This is a genomic window from Pseudomonas sp. GW823-FHT02C05, from assembly GCF_058797595.1.
Genome location: NZ_JBXAJU010000005.1, coordinates 401,148 through 416,030 on the forward strand (window position 1 = coordinate 401,148; position 14,883 = coordinate 416,030).

Below are 14,883 nucleotides of genomic sequence, written 5' to 3' on the forward strand. Positions count from 1 at the left end.
CTGGTCGCATAGTGGCTGTTAGCGGTAATCGACGCTGGTCAGGCGATCCAGGGTCCGGCCCATGTGAAAGGTGAACGGCCGGCCCAGGGCCTGCATCTTCTGGTCGCACAGCGCTTGCAGCTCGTCCTTGCGGGTGTCGAAGGCCAGGGCCGAGGTCAGGGTCTGGACGCCGATGGAGCCGATGACGATGGCGAATTCGTCAAGGGGCACCGGGGCGGGCCGGGTGATCTTCGAGCTGGATGGCCAGGCCTGGACGGTTTTGTGCTGCAGGAGCCGGTTCAGGTCCGGGTCATCGAAATGTACCTTGAGTGGCACCTTGGCAATGCTGCCGCCGCGGGTCAGCAAGGAGATCAGGCCGCGCTCGCTGTTGTCCTGTTCAAGGGCTTCGTAGGCGATCAGTTTCAAGGGCCTGGGCATGGCCAGGCGCGCGGTGATCTTGCAACTGACCGGGCCTTCGATTTCGCTCGCGTTGACGATGGCCTGCATGCTGTCTTCGTAGCTGCGGTCCAGCAGCATGCCGAACTCCGGCTCGAACGCCAGGGTGGCGTCGATGTTGTCCGGCAGGTCGCTGGTGCCGGAAGGGGTGACCTTGGCATGGGCGTTGTCCAGCTCCAGGCGCAGGTTCATCGAGCTGGCATTTCGCGCGCTGACGACCTGTTCGAGGATGGCCTTGAGGCTGCCCCGTTGTTCCGGGCTCAGGGAGTAGTCCACCAGGCGCAGGTGAATGACCTTGTCGTCCTCCTGGTCCCGCTCCAGGGCGATGGCGTCCGGGTCCAGGCCCTGGGCGCCGAGCGCGGTGTAAATGCTGTGTTTGTACGCCTCGTGCACCAACTGGTCGGAGTATTGCGGGCCGGCCTTGGGGTCGGAGCGCACCGACTCCTGGAAGTGCAGGGTGGCGAAGTCTTCCTTGCACCCGGCCAGCGACAGCAGCAGGGGCAACAGCAGCAGGTAGCGACGTTTCATGGCGGACTCTTGCAGGGCAGCGATGGTGGCAGGGCTCGGGGCATGGGCGAGCGGTGAAGGTGGCAGCCAGGCCGCCAGTGCGTCATTGGGCCAGGCGATGTCCGTTGAGGCCGATGACCACGGCGAACTTCTTGGCGATCACCACTTCGGCCTGGTTGTTGTCGGCCAGGAAGCTTTCCATCGGGAAGGGAAATTCCACGGGAATACCGGCGATCGACATGTGTTTCACCGACTGGACCTGCAGTTCCAGCCCGTCGCTCGCGGTGCTGCCGCTAATCAGATAGACGCTGTCGCTGATCGGCTTGTAGGACATGCCGCCGCTGCCCTGGATGCGTTGCAGGCTGGCGGTCTGTTTGGCCAGCTCGTCCAGTTCGGCCTGGGTAATGCTGCGGTGCGCCTTACCGTGCAGGTGCAGGTCCTGCAGGTTCATGCGGTACTTGGCGCGGCGACTCAGGTAGATGACGACCGACACCAGGCTGAAGACGGCCAGGGCGAGGGTGGCCAGGGTGAAGAACAGGTTCATGTGCATCCTTGCAGGTACTGGAAATCAGGGCGCGCATTATCCCTGCCCGTCAGTGGCGGGTCCATGCGCAATCCCAGGTTGAGCCAGTGCTGGACGGCAAGTGCCGGCTCAACCTGCGGCAGGTCCGCAGGTTGGCCTAGGGCTTGAAGGTATCGATGGACAGCTTCGCCCGACTCAGGACGAACAGCTGATTTCCAGGTGCTTGCCCCACTCCGGCGGGCGTTCGGCGTAGCTGTCCATGCCGGGCTGTTCCTCGAAAGGCCGGCTCAGCACCTGATGCAGGCGGCGCACTTCGCTGTAGTCCCCGGCTTCTGCGGCGTCGATGGCCTTCTGCGCCAAATAGTTGCGCAGGATGTACAGCGGGTTGACCGCGTGCATGCGCGCGCGGCGCAGGTCCTGGCCCTGGATCGGATCGCGGGCGACCCGTTCCCGGTACAGCTCGGCCCAGGCGTCGAAGCCGTTGCGATCGACGAAGTCGTCCCGCAGCCGTGCCAGCGCCTGCTCCGGGGCGTGCTCCCCCAGCCGGCGGAAGAACAGGCTGTAGTCGACGCCGCTGTTCTGCATCAGTTGCAGCAGGCGTTCCACGAGCTGCTGGTCGTCGTCCTCGGCCTGGGTGAAGCCCAGGCGCCGGCGCATCAGGTCCAGGTAGTGGGCCTGGTACAGCGGCAGGAACAGGCCCAGGCTTTCGCGCAGCGCCTCGACACTGATGAACGGGGTCAGGGCCTGGGCCAGGGCGCTGAGGTTCCACTGGCCGATGGGTACCTGGTTGCTGAAGGAGTAGCGCCCCTGATCGTCCGAGTGGTTGCAGATGAAGTGGGCGTCGAAATCGTCGAGGAAGGCGAAGGGGCCGAAGTCGAAGGTGATGCCCAGGATCGACATGTTGTCGGTGTTCATCACCCCGTGGCAGAAGCCATAGGCCTGCCATTTGGCAATCAGCTCGGCATTGCGCTCGACGATCTCGCGGAACATCGCCAGGTAGGGTTCAGGCAGCTCTTGGCACTCGGGGAAATGCAGGTCCAGTACATGCTCCCCCAACTGCTTCTGCTGCTCGGGTTTCTTGGTGTAGTAGAAATACTCGAAATGGCCGAAGCGGACATGGCTCGGTGCCAGGCGCAGGACCATGGCCCCGCGCTCCTGCTTCTCGCGCCATACCGGAGTGTCCGAGCCGATCACGCACAGTGCGCGGCTGCTGGGAATGCCCAGGGCATGCAGGGCCTCGGAGGCAAGGAATTCGCGGATCGACGAGCGCAGCACCGCGCGGCCATCGCCCATGCGCGAATAGGGCGTCTGGCCGGCGCCCTTCAGGTGCAGGTCCCAGTGTTCTCCCGCCTGGTTGTAGACCTCGCCCAGCAGCAGCCCGCGGCCGTCCCCCAATTGCGGGTTGTAGGAGCCGAACTGATGCCCGGAATAGACCATCGCCCGGGGCTCGGCCTCGGCCCACAGCTTGTGCCCGCCGAACAGTTCGGCGAACACCGGGGTTTCGGCCACGGCCGGGTCCAGGTCCAGCAGCGCCATGGCGCCAGGGCTGGCGGCCACCAGCCGCGGGTTGTCGAGGGGTTCGGGCAGTACGTGGGTCGAGAAGGCGTCGCCCAGGCGGGCGAAGCGGTTGTCGAAGGTCAGTTCGTCGAGGGCTTTCAACGGCCATCTCCCAGCAGAATGTCCGAGTATTCTGCTGGGGAAAGAGGCCTTAGTCGAGTTTGCTGGCCGGCGGTTCCTGCAGCGGCTTGCCCTCGGCCACCGGGACTATGGTCTTGGCCTCGGGTTCGATGGGCACCATCTTGTATTCCTGGCCGTGGAGGTTCTTCAGGTAGACCTCCATCTGCCGGAACGAGATGTTGATGTGCTGTTTCTTGAACTCGCGGTTGATGAAGCGGTTGACCTCGTCGACCACCGGGTTGCGGTCCCCCAGCTCGCGCACGTGCATGCGCAGCTCATGGTCCAGGGTGCTTTCACCGAAGTTCAGGAAGTACACATGGGGTTCCGGTTCCTTGAGTACCCGCGGGTTCTCCCGGGCAGCCTTGAGCAGCAGTTCCTTGACCAGGTCCAGGTCCGAACCGTAGTCCACGCCGAGCTTGAGGGTCACCCGGGTGATGGTGTCGGTCAGCGACCAGTTGATCAACTGCCCGGTGATGAAGGTCTGGTTGGGGACGATGATGTCCTTGCGGTCGAAGTCGGTGATGGTGGTGGCGCGGATGCGGATCTTGCTCACGGTGCCCGACAGGTTGCCGATGGTGATGGTGTCGCCGATCCGTACCGGGCGCTCGAACAGGATGATGATGCCGGAGATGAAGTTGGCGAAGATCGCCTGCATGCCGAAGCCCAGGCCCACGGACAAGGCGGCCACCAGCCATTGCAGCTTGTCCCAGCTGACCCCCAGGGTCGACAGGGTGGCGACGAAACCTATCCCGGCAATGGCGTAGGACAGCAGGGTGGTGGTGGCATAGGCGCTGCCCTGGGCCAGGTCCAGCTTGGACAGCACCAGTACCTCCAGCAGGCCAGGCAGGTTGCGCGCCAGGGCGAAGGTGATGCCGACGATGATCAGCGCGCCGATGACGTCGCCGATGCTGATGGGCACCATGCTCATGTTGGCGCCGGTGCCGCTGGTGTATTCGTAGAGGGTGACGTTGTCCAGGTAGGAGAACACCGTGATCAGGTCTGCCCATACCCAGTACAGCGCCGCCATGAAGCCGCCCAGCAGGGCCAGGCGGATCAGGCGCAGGGATTGCTCGTTGACCTTCTCGATATCCAGGGTCGGCTCTTCCACCACCGCCTCGCCGCTTTCCCCGGCTTCCTTGGCGGCCTGGCGCTTGCTCAGCGCGCGCTGGTAGGCCAGGCGCCGGGCCGCCACGCTCAGGCCGCGGACGAAGGTGGCCTCGATCACCAGCCAGAACATCAGCAGGTACAGGGTGTTGATCAGCCGGTCGCTGAGTTTCAGGGCGGTGTAGTAGTAGCCGAAGCACACGGCGATGAACAGGGCGATCGGCAGCAGGGTGAAGAGCACGCCCACGGCCTTGCGGAACAGCGAGGTGTTCTGGTGGGTCGGGCTGCTCAGCAGCAGGCGGCTCAGCAGCCAGGCCATCAGTGCATAGCAGGTCAGCACCACGGCGATGCCCAGCACGTCCTCGGCCAGGGCCGCGGGTTGGTGCTCGGCCACCGCCACCACGGCCACCAGTGCCAGGACCACCAGCCCCAGGCGGCGGACCCAGCCCTGGAGGAATTCCACCTGGGGTTTTTCCCAGCGGAAATGCAGTTCCGCCACGCCGCCGGGGGCGAGGATCCGATAGGCGGTATAGAACACCAGCCAGGCCTGGGCGATCTGCAGCAGCGCGGCGCCGAGGTTGGCGTTCTGCCCACGGGCGTCGATCTGCAGGGCGTAGCCGCACAGGGCCAGGACCAGGGTCACCGGCATCGCCAGGAGGATGTTCACCAGGATCGCCAGCGGTGTGTGCCACTGGCTGTCGCGTTTGAAATGGCCGATGTCCTTGTGCACCTTGTTCAGGCGCGCATACAGGGCCTTGCGCCGCCACAGCAGGGCGCCGAACAGCAACGCCAGGGGCAGGAACAGCAGTGGCCGCTGGGCCAGGCCGTCAGTCAGTTCGCTGAGGCTGGAGGCCCAGGGCAGGGTAGTGACCTGGCGCTCCAGGCGCACGGGGACGCTTTGCAGCCACTCGGCGTCCAGCGGCTTGTTGCTGGGGATCCAGAACATCTGCTCGTCGAGGGTCGCTCGCAGGCTCTGGGAAGTGCTGAGCAGTTGCTTCTGGTTCAACTGCAGGGTGATGGATTCATTGAGCAGCGCGCTCAGCTCGCGGTTCAGGCGCTCCAGCAGGTCGGCGCGGGTGATGGCGAGATCGATCAGGGTCCGGCGCAGTTGTGGCGTGACCTGTTCCGGGGGTTGGTTCTTGAGCAGGTTGTCGACGTAGGTGCTGGGGCTGCCCAGCAGCTCGCGCTGTTGATTGACTTCGAACTGATAGAGGCGGATGTCGGCGATTTCGTCCGCCAGGTCGCGGTCCAGTTTCAGGCGCGGCAGGGCCTGCTTCTGTTTATAGAGGATCTTCGACAGCAGCAGGCTGCCCTTGAGCACGTTGATCTGCTCGTCCAGGGCCGCATCGCTCTGGGTCACGCTGTCCAGCTGCTGCTTGGTCAGCAGGTTCTGCTGGGTCAGTTCGTTGAGGCGGTCGGTGCTTTTGAGCAGGTAGTCGGAGAGCCTGAGGTTGCTGGCGCTCTCGGTGGCCAGCAGGCTGCTGCTCCCGGCCTTCTGCGCCTCGATGGACTGCTGGGTCACGGTTTCCTGGGACTGGGCCAGGCGCTTCTGGTTGATCAGGGTCTGCAGGTCCTGGATTTCCTGCTCCAGGCGCGCGGTCTTTTCCATCAGCAGGTCATGCTGGCTACTGCCCAGATCCTGCAATTGGCTGTTGCCGGCCAGCTCCTGGCGGCGCAGGGGGATCAGCGCGTTGATCGCTGCCAGCTCGGCGTTGAGCAGGTTGCGCTGGTCGGCGCTGAGCAGCTTGCCGCCGTCCTTGCCGGATTTGAGTGCGGCGTTGATCTGCAGGATGCGCGTCTGGCTGCTGCTGATCTCCGCCTGGGCGCGCTCGGGGCGGGTCTGGGCGGTGATGTCCAGGGTATTGGCGTCGGCCAGGGCCTTTTGCAGGTCGCCCTGCAGGCTGGTGCGTTCGGTCAGCAGCTGTTCGAGCTGCGATACCGGCAATGAGCCGTAGCGCTGGATCACCGGGACCACTTTGCTGGCTTTCAGGCGGGCCAGTTCGCGCTGGTTTTCCGATGTCTGGCGCGGGGCATTGCTCAATTGCTGCTTGAGATCGCTCAGGCGCTGCTCATAGTTCTGCTTGTTGGCCAGCTGGTTCAGGGTGTTCTGCAGCAGGGTCTGCAGGGCCTTCTGGTCGGCCTCCGGCAGTTTGCGCTCGGCGATCTTGTCCAGGCTCTGCTGGACCGCCTCGGCGCTGGGCGGGTCACCGCCCTGTACCGCGCCGACAGAGAGGCTCAGGCCCAGCAGGGCAACAGCGAAAAATTTACGCAGGATAGGCATAGAGGTCGGTCAAGCAAGTAGGAATAGGGGGCGCCATGCCGGGGGCTGGCGCGTTCCGCAGTTTAGAGGAAGAGTCCGGGGCCGGGGCGACTTCCTTCGGGGAATCTGACGCCGACCTTGCCGATCTTGTTCCCGTCCATCACGGCCACGGTCCAGATGGTGTTGTTCCATTCCACCTGGTCGCCGACCACCGGTGCACCACCGACCTTCTGGGCGATGAAGGCGCCCAGCGGCATGTCTGCGTCCTGGCCGTCGAGCTTGAGCCCGTAGAGCGCCGAGACCGCGCCCAGCTGGGCATCGCCCTCGAGCACGAAGTCACCGAAGAAGCGCAGGTCCAGGCCGCGTTCCGGAGCCTGGCTGAAGAGTTTGCCCAGGGCCGGGAGGTTGTGTTCATGGCCGATCACGCACAGCAGATCGTCGGCTTCGAGCACCGTACTACCCGACGGATGGAGCAGTTGCTGGCCACGAAACAGTGCGGCGATGCGCGTGCCCTCGGGCATTTTCAGCTCCCGCAGGGCGGCGCCGATGCACCATTTCTCCGCCCCCAGGCGGTAGACGAACAGCTCCCACTCGCTGGTGACGTGGACCTCCAGGGCCGCCCGGGAGATCGGTGCCGGCTCCGGTGGAACCGTCACCTTCAGCCACTTGGCCACCCACGGCAGGCTGGTGCCCTGCACCAGCAGCGAGATCAGGACGATGAAGAACGCCAGGTTGAAGTACAGCTGGGCATTGGGCAGCCCGGCCATCAGCGGGAACACCGCGAGAATGATCGGTACCGCACCGCGCAGCCCGACCCAGGAAATGAAGGCCTTTTCCCGGCCATGGAAGGCCTTGAACGGCGCCAGGCCCACCAGCACCGACAGCGGTCGGGCGAACAGGATCATCCACAGCGCCAGGCCCAGGGCCGGCAGGGCGATGGGCAGCAGGTCGTGGGGGGTGACCAGCAGCCCCAGCACCAGGAACATGCCGATCTGTGCCAGCCAGGCCATGCCGTCGAGCATGTGCAGGATGCCGTGGCGGCTGCGTACCGGGCGGTTGCCGATTACCAGGCCGCACAGGTACACGGCGAGGAAGCCGCTGCCGTGCAGGGCGTTGGTCAGGGCGAACACCACCAGGCCGCCGGCCACCACCAGGATCGGGTACAGGCCGGTGGCCAGGTGGATGCGGTTGACCAGTTGCAACATCAGCCAGCCACCGCCCAGGCCGATCACCGCGCCGATGCCGAACTCGCGGATCAGGTCCGTCAGCAGGCTCCAGTGCAGGCCGGTGTGGCCGCTGGCGAGCATGTCGATCAGGGTCACGGTGAGGAACACCGCCATCGGGTCGTTGCTGCCGGATTCGATCTCCAGGCTGGCGGTGACCCGCTCGTTGAGGCCCTTGCCCCCCAGCAGCGAGAACACCGCGGCGGCGTCGGTGGAGCCGACGATGGCGCCGATCAGCAGGCCCTGGATCAGGTTGAGGTCGAACAGCCAGGCGGCTGCCATGCCGGTCAGGCCAGTGGTGATCAGCACCCCCACCGTGGCCAGGGACAGCGCCGGCCACAGGGCCACGCGGAAGCTCGCGACCCGGGTACGCAGGCCGCCGTCCAGCAGGATCACGGCCAGGGCCAGGTTGCCCACCAGGTAGGCGGTCGGGTAGTTGTCGAAGATGATGCCGCCGCCGTCCACCCCGGCGGTCATGCCCACGGCCAGGATGATCACCAGGATCGGGATGCCCAGACGCGATGAAAGTGAACTCACCAGAATGCTCGCACCTACCAGCAACGCGCCGATCAAGAACAGGCTGTTGATGGTCGTCGCATTCAAAGGCAGTACTCCAGGGCGAAAAAGGCGGGCGCAGGCTGACCATGCAGTCTGCGTGCCAGCGATTCTAACCTGTTGAAATACGCCACTGTCAAAAAGCTTTTGGCGACAGTGGCGGATTCCCCAGGTGCGAATTCCGGCGCCGTTTTACCGGCGCCATCCAGGGCTGGCGGGGTGTTTCAGAGGCGGAAGCGGGCAACCATGCCGTTGAGGTCCACGGCCAGGCGCGACAGCTCGTTGCTGGCTGCACTGGTCTGGTTGGCACCGGTGGAGGACTGCACCGACAAGTCGCGGATGTTCACCAGGTTGCGGTCCACTTCCCGGGCCACCTGGGCCTGTTCTTCAGCGGCGCTGGCGATCACCAGGTTGCGTTCGTTGATCTCGATGATGGCGCTGTTGATGGTGTCCAGGGACAGGCCGGCACCCCGGGCGATATTCAGGGTCGATTCGGCGCGTTCGGTGCTGTTGCGCATGGAATCCACGGCGTGCTCGGTGCCGCTCTGGATGCTGCCGATCATGCGTTCGATTTCGCTGGTGGACTGCTGGGTGCGGTGGGCCAGGGCTCGGACTTCGTCGGCGACCACGGCAAAACCGCGACCGGCCTCACCGGCACGGGCGGCCTCGATGGCGGCATTGAGGGCCAGCAGGTTGGTCTGGTCGGCCAGGCCGCGAATCACGTCCAGCACCTTGCCGATGTCCCGGGACTCGTTGGCCAGGTCGCCGATCAGGCTGGCGGTGCCCTGCACATCGGAGCTCATGCGCTCGATGGCTGACACGGTTTCCTGCACCAGGTCGCGGCCGTCGCCGGCGGAGGCGGTGGCATTCTTCGAGGCTTCGGAGGTGCTCACCGCATTGCGTGCCACTTCTTCCACGGCGCTGGTCATTTCGTTGACCGCGGTGGCGGCCTGTTCGATCTCGTTGTTCTGCTGGGTCAGGCCGCGGGCGCTTTCCTCGGTGACGCTGTTGAGCTCTTCGGCCGCCGAAGCCAACTGGGTGGCGGAACCGGAGATGCGCTGCAGGGTGTCGCGCAGTTTTTCCTGCATCTTGGCCATGGCCTGCAACAGGCGCCCGGCCTCGTCACTGCCATCGACCTTGATCGGCCGGGTCAGGTTGCCCTCGGCGATTTCCTCGGCGGCGCCCAGGGCGTTGGCGATGGGCTGGGTGATGCTGCGGGTCAGCAGCCAGGCGAAGAGGAAGGTCAGGCCAGTAGCCAGCACCAGCAGCGCCACCACCAGGTTGAAGGCCGAGGAGTACTGCTCGGCGGCTTGCTGGTTGGTGTCCACGGTCTGCTGGGTGTTGATCTCCAGCAAGCGGTTGAGCACGGTGTTCATGGCTTCGGAGTTGTTCAGCAGTTCGGTGTTGAGCAAGTTGCGCAGCTCATCCACCTGATTGTTGCGCGACAGGCTCTTCATCCGCTCTTCGATCTGCCGGTACTGGCCCAGTAGTTGGAGGTACTGCTCGTAGGCGGATTTTTCTTCCGGGCTGGTGATGAATTTTTCGTAGATGACCTGGGCGGCGCGGATCTGCTGGTTGCGCATTTCCAGCAGTTCGATGGTCTTTTGCTGCACGTCCGGCTCACGGTTCACCAGCAAGCGGTAGGACAGCACCCGCAGGCGCAGGGTCAACTGGGTGAATTCGTCGAGGCTCTTGATGCTTGGCACGCTGCTCGACGTGATGTCTTCGGCGGCGCCGCGGATCTTGCTCATCTGGTTCAGGGCGAACACCCCGAGGATCAGCATCAAGCCGCCGATCATGGCGAAGCCGAGGAAGGCCCGCGGAGCGATATTCATATTACGAAGGGACATGGTAGGTACCAAAAAGGGCGCATCCGTGCGGGGCTTGAGACTGACTCTACCGTGACTTATCGGTCGTACGACTAAAGTCTTGAGTCTCGCCGTGGATTAAGCCTGTCCGGTACCTGCCTGCTGGGGTGCCTTGAACGCCACCCTCACCAGCCCCCACCGCTCAACGGCGGGAGCTGGAGCAGGGCGCAAGGGCTTCAGAGCTTGAATCGGGTGACCAGGTTGTTCAGGTCGACCGCCAGGCGTGACAGCTCGCTGCTGGCGGCCTGGGTCTGGTTGGCACCGGTGGTGGACTGTACCGACAGGTCGCGGATGTTCACCAGGTTGCGGTCCACTTCACGGGCCACCTGGGCCTGTTCTTCAGCGGCGCTGGCGATCACCAGGTTGCGTTCGTTGATTTCGCTGATGGCGCTGTTGATGGTGTCCAGGGACTGGCCGGCCCCCCGGGCGATGCTCAGGGTCGATTCGGCGCGTTCGGTGCTGTTGCGCATGGAGTCCACGGCGTGCTCGGTGCCGCTCTGGATGCTGCCGATCATGCGTTCGATTTCGCTGGTGGACTGCTGGGTGCGGTGGGCCAGGGCGCGGACTTCGTCGGCGACCACGGCAAAACCTCGACCGGCCTCACCGGCACGGGCAGCCTCGATGGCGGCATTGAGGGCCAGCAGGTTGGTCTGGTCGGCCAGGCCGCGAATCACGTCCAGCACCTTGCCGATGTCCCGGGACTCGTTGGCCAGATCGCCGATCAGGCTGGCGGTGCCTTGCACGTCGGAGCTCATGCGCTCGATGGCCGACACGGTTTCGCGCACCAGGTCGCGGCCGTCGCCGGCGGAAGTGGTGGCGCTCTTCGAGGCTTCGGAGGTGCTCACCGCATTGCGCGCCACTTCTTCCACGGCGCTGGTCATTTCATTGACCGCGGTGGCGGCCTGTTCGATCTCGTTGTTCTGCTGGGTCAGGCCGCGGGCGCCTTCCTCGGTGACGCTGTTGAGCTCTTCGGCCGCCGACGCCAACTGATGGGCGGAGCCGGAAATACTCTGCAGGGTGTCGCGCAGCTTTTCCTGCATCGTGACCATGGCTTGCAGCAGGCGCCCGGCTTCGTCGCTGCCATCGACCGTGATGGGGCGGGTCAGGTTGCCTTCGGCGATCTCTTCGGCGGCACTCAGGGCATTGGCGATGGGCTGGGTGATGCTGCGGATCAGGCGCCAGGCGAACAGCAGGGTCAGGGCGCTGGCCAGCACCAGCAGCCCCACCACCAGATTGAAGGCTCTGCGGTACTGAGCGGCAGCATCATCGTCGGCGACGGTGGCGTAATGGCTGTTGATCTCCACCAGTTGGTTGAGGACCGCGTTGATCTTTTCGGCGCTGTCCATCAGGTCGGTATTGAGCAGTTGTTGCATGGCCTCAAGCTGGTTGTTGTGCGACAGCTCGATCAGTTGGCTCTCCAACTGCCGGTGGTGGCTCAGCAGCGTGCCGTATTGCTCGTAGGCAAGGCGCTCCTCGGGGCTGCTGATGAGCTTCAGGTACTGGGCCCGGGCTTCTTCGATCTTCTGGTTGCGCTGGTCGATGGCATCCAGGGTCTGCTGCTGGGCCTGGGGTTCGCGGTTGAGCAGCAGCCGGTAGGCCTGGACCCGTTGGCGCAGGCTGAGCTGGGTGAATTCATCGACGCTCTTGATGCTCGGGATGGTGTCCTGGCTCATGCGCTCGGTGGCTGAGCGGATCTTGCCCATCTGATTCAGGGCGAACACCCCGAGAAACAGCATCAGGCAACCGATCAGGGCAAATCCGAGGAAGGCCCTCGGGGCAATATTCAGGGAACGCAGGGACATGGACATTACCTCGGGTGAGCGCTTTATTGCGCTGGCAGGATCAGGGACGTACCTGTCTATCGCGTTGAACAATGGCTTCTTGAACCGGCGGATGCAGTTTCAGAAAATTCTTATGCGTAACTGGGAAAGTTCATAAAAGTCCGAGACTCCGACGAGGCGTCAGGAACCGGAGCGCAGAATGACAGTCTCTAACAGCTCTCGCGGAAGGGTCATCGCCAGTAAAATCAAGGCTTTGCGCCTGGATAACCCTGGCATCCAGGGTGACTTTTCTTTATCGTACGCGCCCTTTGCAAAAAGCCCGGAAGATCAAAATGTTGGAAGCATCCCTCAGCCAATTGGAACAGCTGGTCAGCGACCTGGTGGTACAGAACCAGGAACTGCTCGGTACGAACGCAGCCCTCAAGGAACAACTGGACCAGGCCAAGGATGAAAACGAAAGCCTGCAACTGAGCCTGATGGAGCAGGAAGAAAAGCAAGGCGCCACCGCTGCCCGGATCCAGGCGCTGGTTGAGCGTGTCAGCGCGAGCCCGGCCAATCCATGAGACATCACATCGATGGAGTGAAGGTCGTTTCGATCCTGGGGGAGGATTACTCGATCAAGGCGCCGGCCGGGGAAGAACAGACCCTGATGGACGCTGCGCTGATGCTCAAGGCGGCCCTGGCCGACACCAAGAAGAAGTACCCGACGCTGATCGGCGAGCGCCTGCTGGTGCTCGCGGCGATGAACCTGTGCTCGCAGCAGATCGATATGCAGAAGCGCCACGCCCAGGAACTGGAGCGCTATCAGGAGCAAGTGAGCGCCACCGTCGAGGTCATTGCCAAGACCATTCAACAGAACTGACGGAACTGCACACAGCCGCAGGGTTATAGGTTGGACAAACATAACTAATGTTTGTATACAACCTTCCGCGGCTGGCGCGACATTTCAGCCTCTTATACCAATAAGAAAGAGGTGTTCCATGCAATTCTGGCGACGCAGTATTCAATGGCAACTGGTCCTCAGCATGGGCTCGGCCCTGCTGGTCAGCCTGCTGGTGGTGGTGGCGGTCTACACCGTGGTGATCAACCACCTGACCCAGAACTACCTGGTGGACAAGGCGCTGCCTTCGAGCATCGAAGCCATGCGCAACGATATCGAACGCATCCTCGCCCAGCCGCTGACGGTCGCCCGGGACATTGCCAGCAACGGCATGCTGCGCGATTGGCTGGCTGGCGGCGAGGATCCGGCCCAGGCCCAGGTGTTCGTCGACTACCTGGAAGGCATCCGCGCCGAAAATCAGGCCTTCACCACCTTGATGGTGGGCACCGCGACCAACCACTACTACAACGAGAAGGGGCTGGATCGCACCCTCAGCCGTTCCAATCCCAAGGACGCCTGGTTCTACAGCTTCATCGACAGCGACAAGCCGCGGCTGCTCAACATCGACACCGATGTGGCCACCGGCGAGTTGGCGATGTTCATCGACATGCGGGTCAAGAAGGACGGCAAGCTGGTGGGGGTGGCCGGGCTCGGGCTGAAGATGCAGGCGCTGTCGCAACTGATCCATGACTTCAGCTTCGGCGAGCACGGCAAGGTCTATCTGGTGCGCGCCGACGGCTTGATCCAGGTTCACCCCGAGGCGCAGTTCAGCGGCAAGCGGCACCTGTCCGAGCAGATCGGCGAGTCGGCCGCCCAGGCGGTCATGGGGCACGAGGGGCTGGCCAGCAGCCGGTTCGTGCGCGACGGCGAAGACTTTGTGGCCCTGAGCCTGCCACTGCGGGGCATGGGGTGGTCGCTGGTGGCCGAGGTGCCCGAAGCGCAGATCTACGCCGATGCCCGGCAAACCTTGTGGCTGACCACCGGCATCGGCCTGGCTATCGCCCTAGTCTGCCTGTTGCTGGTGATCTGGCTGGCTCGCGGCCTGGTGCGGCCGGTACGCCAGGTGACCGCCGGGCTGGTAGCCATCGGCAGCGGTGGTGGCGACCTGACCCTGCGCCTGGATGCCAGCCGGGCCGACGAGCTGGGGGACCTGGCCCGGGGTTTCAATCGTTTTCTCGACAGCCAGCACGGCATGATCGGCGAAGTACTGGCCACCACCGAGCGTCTGCGCTCATCTGTGGGGCAGGTGGCGGCGGTGGTGGAGAACACTGCCGAGCGCTCGGGGCGGCAGCAGGAAATGACCGACATGGTGGCCACGGCCGTGCACCAGATGGGCCTGACCGTCCAGGACATCGCGCGCAATGCCGGGCAGGCGGCCGATGCGTCCCAGGCGGCCCGGGATGAGGCCCAGCTGGCCCAGGGGGTCGTGGACGGCTCGATCCGGCACATCGAAAGCATGTCCGGGGAAATTGCTCTGGCCGCCAGCGCTGTCAGTGAGCTGGCGCATCAGGTGGCCTCCATCGATCAGGTATTGGCGGTGATCCGCGGTGTCTCCGAGCAGACCAACCTGCTGGCCCTCAATGCGGCTATCGAGGCAGCCCGTGCCGGGGAAATGGGCCGAGGCTTTGCCGTGGTGGCGGACGAAGTGCGGACCCTGGCCCAGCGCACCCAGGCTTCCACCGACGAGATCCAGCAGATGATCCAGAGCCTCAAGCAGGGCGCGGAGAATGCCGTGGCCTCCATGCATGCCGGGCAGTCGGCCACGGGTACCGGGGTGCAGTCCAGCCAGCAGACCGGGGCTTCGCTGACAGCGATTACCGGGCAGGTTGAGCACATCAGCGACATGAACCAGCAAGTGGCCACCGCCACCGAGGAGCAGTCGGCGGTGACCGAAGAGATCAACCGCAATGTCCAGGGCATCTCCGATCTGGCCCGGGCCACCGCGGCCGAAGTCCAGGCCTGTCGTGAAGACTGCTGGACCCTGCAGCGCCTCTCCGAGGACCTGGCCCGACAGGTGGGCGGCTTCAAGCTGCACTGACCACCCGCCGCGGTGCGTCAGGCCGGGCGCCT

The 14,883-nt window shown here is 64.3% G+C and carries 10 protein-coding genes and 3 pseudogenes; 4 read left to right on the plus strand and 9 right to left on the minus strand.

Going from position 1 to position 14,883, the window contains the following annotated elements; translation table 11 throughout:
* Positions 1–18 precede the first annotated feature (18 nt).
* From AC1RGE_RS27035 to AC1RGE_RS27075, 9 genes and pseudogenes are all read right to left on the minus strand, one after another.
* Complete coding sequence (locus AC1RGE_RS27035; RefSeq protein ID WP_011058857.1) at positions 19–963, minus strand: hypothetical protein; 945 nt, start codon at positions 961–963, stop codon at positions 19–21.
* 82 nt (positions 964–1,045) lie between these two features.
* On the minus strand, positions 1,046–1,486 hold the full coding sequence (locus AC1RGE_RS27040; RefSeq protein WP_492585336.1) for an IgaA/UmoB family intracellular growth attenuator: 441 nt from the start codon (positions 1,484–1,486) through the stop codon (positions 1,046–1,048).
* 174 nt (positions 1,487–1,660) lie between these two features.
* Complete coding sequence (gene selO, locus AC1RGE_RS27045) at positions 1,661–3,124, minus strand: protein adenylyltransferase SelO (protein ID WP_492585338.1); 1,464 nt, start codon at positions 3,122–3,124, stop codon at positions 1,661–1,663.
* A gap of 49 nt (positions 3,125–3,173) precedes the next feature.
* On the minus strand, positions 3,174–6,527 hold the full coding sequence (gene mscK / locus AC1RGE_RS27050; protein WP_011058860.1) for a mechanosensitive channel MscK: 3,354 nt from the start codon (positions 6,525–6,527) through the stop codon (positions 3,174–3,176).
* Between the two features lie 62 nt (positions 6,528–6,589).
* Entirely contained in the window at positions 6,590–8,332 is a 1,743-nt protein-coding gene (locus AC1RGE_RS27055; RefSeq protein WP_011058861.1) for a potassium/proton antiporter, read from the minus strand.
* Between the two features lie 176 nt (positions 8,333–8,508).
* Entirely contained in the window at positions 8,509–9,381 is an 873-nt protein-coding gene (locus AC1RGE_RS27060) for a methyl-accepting chemotaxis protein (protein WP_370059463.1), read from the minus strand.
* A 30-nt stretch (positions 9,382–9,411) separates the two neighbouring features.
* A pseudogene (locus AC1RGE_RS27065) lies at positions 9,412–10,134 on the minus strand (MCP four helix bundle domain-containing protein); the annotation flags it as partial.
* A gap of 194 nt (positions 10,135–10,328) precedes the next feature.
* Positions 10,329–11,201, minus strand: coding sequence for a methyl-accepting chemotaxis protein (locus AC1RGE_RS27070; RefSeq protein ID WP_370505887.1), 873 nt, complete (start codon positions 11,199–11,201; stop codon positions 10,329–10,331).
* Positions 11,184–11,960, minus strand: a pseudogene (locus AC1RGE_RS27075) (MCP four helix bundle domain-containing protein); the annotation flags it as partial. The pseudogene AC1RGE_RS27075 and the gene AC1RGE_RS27070, both read right to left, overlap by 18 nt.
* A gap of 305 nt (positions 11,961–12,265) precedes the next feature.
* Between AC1RGE_RS27075 and AC1RGE_RS27080 the strand changes: the two are divergent.
* From AC1RGE_RS27080 to AC1RGE_RS27095, 4 genes and pseudogenes are all read left to right on the plus strand, one after another.
* The gene (locus AC1RGE_RS27080) at positions 12,266–12,496 is read left to right on the plus strand and encodes a hypothetical protein (RefSeq protein WP_015633896.1); all 231 of its coding nucleotides are present in this window, start codon (positions 12,266–12,268) and stop codon (positions 12,494–12,496) included.
* Positions 12,493–12,795, plus strand: a complete 303-nt coding sequence (locus AC1RGE_RS27085; RefSeq protein ID WP_492585340.1) for a cell division protein ZapA — start codon at positions 12,493–12,495, stop codon at positions 12,793–12,795. The genes AC1RGE_RS27080 and AC1RGE_RS27085 overlap by 4 nt, the downstream gene beginning before the upstream one ends.
* Before the next feature lie 280 nt (positions 12,796–13,075).
* Positions 13,076–13,984: pseudogene (locus tag AC1RGE_RS27090) on the plus strand (cache domain-containing protein); the annotation flags it as partial.
* A 135-nt stretch (positions 13,985–14,119) separates the two neighbouring features.
* A complete protein-coding gene (locus AC1RGE_RS27095) occupies positions 14,120–14,851 on the plus strand; it encodes a methyl-accepting chemotaxis protein (RefSeq protein ID WP_492585426.1) in 732 nt (243 codons plus the stop codon).
* The last annotated feature ends 32 nt before the right edge of the window (positions 14,852–14,883 follow it).

What these genes read in the sequence shown, in the direction of transcription:
- AC1RGE_RS27070 (WP_370505887.1), bottom strand. Translation starts at nt 11,201, where the DNA reads ATGGTCACGATGCAGGAAAAGCTGCGCGACACCCTGCAGAGTATTTCC.
- AC1RGE_RS27085 (WP_492585340.1), top strand. Translation starts at nt 12,493, where the DNA reads ATGAGACATCACATCGATGGAGTGAAGGTCGTTTCGATCCTGGGGGAG.
- AC1RGE_RS27080 (WP_015633896.1), top strand. Translation starts at nt 12,266, where the DNA reads ATGTTGGAAGCATCCCTCAGCCAATTGGAACAGCTGGTCAGCGACCTG.
- AC1RGE_RS27035 (WP_011058857.1), bottom strand. Translation starts at nt 963, where the DNA reads ATGAAACGTCGCTACCTGCTGCTGTTGCCCCTGCTGCTGTCGCTGGCC.
- AC1RGE_RS27060 (WP_370059463.1), bottom strand. Translation starts at nt 9,381, where the DNA reads ATGGCCAAGATGCAGGAAAAACTGCGCGACACCCTGCAGCGCATCTCC.
- AC1RGE_RS27040 (WP_492585336.1), bottom strand. Translation starts at nt 1,486, where the DNA reads ATGAACCTGTTCTTCACCCTGGCCACCCTCGCCCTGGCCGTCTTCAGC.
- AC1RGE_RS27095 (WP_492585426.1), top strand. Translation starts at nt 14,120, where the DNA reads ATGGTGGCCACGGCCGTGCACCAGATGGGCCTGACCGTCCAGGACATC.
- mscK (WP_011058860.1), bottom strand. Translation starts at nt 6,527, where the DNA reads ATGCCTATCCTGCGTAAATTTTTCGCTGTTGCCCTGCTGGGCCTGAGC.